The organism is uncultured Aggregatibacter sp. (assembly GCF_901873365.1).
Classification (GTDB): Bacteria; Pseudomonadota; Gammaproteobacteria; order Enterobacterales; family Pasteurellaceae; genus Aggregatibacter.
Map to the genome: position 1 here is coordinate 1 of NZ_CABFLM010000019.1, position 858 is coordinate 858.

1 protein-coding gene is annotated in these 858 nt (G+C 31.2%); it reads right to left on the reverse strand.

The features are described 5' to 3' along the window. Positions 1-858: phosphoethanolamine transferase (locus QZ106_RS00400; RefSeq protein WP_367259880.1), on the reverse strand; the 858-nt coding region annotated here is incomplete at both ends.

The window sequence follows — 858 nt, forward strand, 5'->3', positions numbered from 1 at the left end:
GGTTCATTTTGTTCTTTTAATAAAGTCACTGTTTCCTCAATGAATTTATCTGTTTTTAAAATTGTATTTACATAACAAGATAGGCTCTCATTAATAAATTCCAGTTTTTTCTCTTCTTCTTTAAGTCGCTGACAAAAATTACGATGTGAGCCCATTAAATGAATGACAAATAGCCTTACATTATTTGAGTAGGTTTTTTCTTTAAATCGAATTTTTAATTCATCTAACAATTTCATATCATCGGCATTATTTGTTGAAAAGCCGCCTTTTTTAGTAAAATAGTGGAAGTCTGCACTGATACCTAAACGACTGGTTAGTGTATCATATTTACCAATGCTGCCTTGATTTGATAGCCAAAAAGTTTTTATTCCTGCTATTTTAGCCAACGTAATAATATTGTAAGAATAATCTTTTTTACCTTTTCTCTTGGATTTAAAATGCAATGAGTTTAACAATGAATGGTAAGTAGCCGGTGCGCTGGAAACATAACCTGCATTAATGTAGCCGGTCGTTTTATCTAAAAATGGCGTGGTAGGTAAATTAAAACCATAAGTGGACATATAATCTCTTCTGGCGCTTTCACCAATAATTAGAACATAGTTTTTATATTGAGGTTGGGCTGAAATGATATGCCAGGGAGGAGAAATATTCTGTACATTTTCAAGATCGCTTTTATCTTGATAGTAATCAATAATACTCTCAATAATATTTGCATAAAATGCAATAAGGTTTACCGGACTATTAGCTAATGTCCAATGTGAATCGATTTGATCTTCTGATTTGTTTTCAAAGTAGAATTTAGTTGGCACCCAAACTGTACTGAATATTGCCAATATAGTAAGAATAATGTTTAATACT